At 45.3% G+C, this 1,047-nt stretch carries 1 protein-coding gene; it reads right to left on the reverse strand.

Annotation, left to right across the window (positions count from 1 at the left end):
• Positions 1–24: 24 nt before the first annotated feature.
• Positions 25–945, reverse strand: a complete 921-nt coding sequence (locus HMPREF6485_RS13030; protein ID WP_004347197.1) for an IS982 family transposase — start codon at positions 943–945, stop codon at positions 25–27.
• Positions 946–1,047: the final 102 nt, after the last annotated feature.

Here is a 1,047-nt window from a genome sequence, read left to right on the forward strand (position 1 = left end):
CGCCAGTTCGGGTTAAGAAGCTACTTAAAATACCTCTAACTGTTTGGACTTCTCCACATGTACCGGCAATGCCTCCGGCTTGTTGTCGAAGAAGCAATAAGCGGCAAGTGCTGCGCACAGATTCATGATGAAGTTGTGTATCGACCGGTGTCGGGAGTGAACGAGATTCGCCTTGATCTTCAGCAGGTCGTTGATACACTCAATAATATATCTCTTGCGCATGAGGATCTTGTCCCACATGGGTATGAGTTTGTTCTTCATGTTTGATTTCAGCCCATGTACCAGATGGATACCCTGTTCAAAGAGTCTCTCAAAGAGTTCTTTCTTGATGTATCCCCTGTCTGCAAACACCTTCCCGAAGAGTTCCTTGGAGAGGACACTCCATACTCTCTCATCCCTGTCGTCTACGTTCGCCCCTGTAAGACAGAATGTGATGATTTCTCCACGGTCGTTGCACAGCAGGTGCAGCTTGAAGCCATGACACCAGCCCATGGTACCCTTTCCGTCCTTGGCAAGGCCGGCAAAGACCTTATTGTAATATCGTCGTACATTGTGACATACGGGTATCATTGTGCTGTCAACATAGGTGATTCCCGAACAATGTCCGAAAGCAAAGAGCTTCATGAACAGCATCAGCTTGCAGAACACTCTTGGCATGAGTTCAACGAAGCGGTTATAGGAAACCGCGTCGGGAAAATCCTGACACATCACCCCTTTGACCCAATTCAAATAATACTCCTTGAAATTGCGGTATGTGCCGAAATGATAGCATATCAGAATGGTCATAATCTCACTTTCTGAGAGTCTGCCCTTGCGGTTCCGGTAGCGTTTGCCGTCACTGTTACGGGACGGCAGACGCAGATTTTTCGCAAGTTCGGCACTCAAATTCTTGTCAAACTCGTCGATTATACAGAAAATTTCAGTAACTTTGTCCGTGGTAATCATCGCTTAATTATTTCTTAACTTATTGATTTTCAACTATAAAGGTACGAAATGTTAGCGAGATTACCAACTTTTTAAAGACTTTTTCTTATCCCGAACTGGCGT

Origin of the sequence: Segatella buccae ATCC 33574, from assembly GCF_000184945.1 — a bacterium.
In the GTDB taxonomy this organism is placed as follows: domain Bacteria; phylum Bacteroidota; class Bacteroidia; order Bacteroidales; family Bacteroidaceae; genus Prevotella; species Prevotella buccae.

Coding starts and splice junctions, on each gene's coding strand:
- HMPREF6485_RS13030 (WP_004347197.1), bottom strand. CDS start 945: ATGATTACCACGGACAAAGTTACTGAAATTTTCTGTATAATCGACGAG.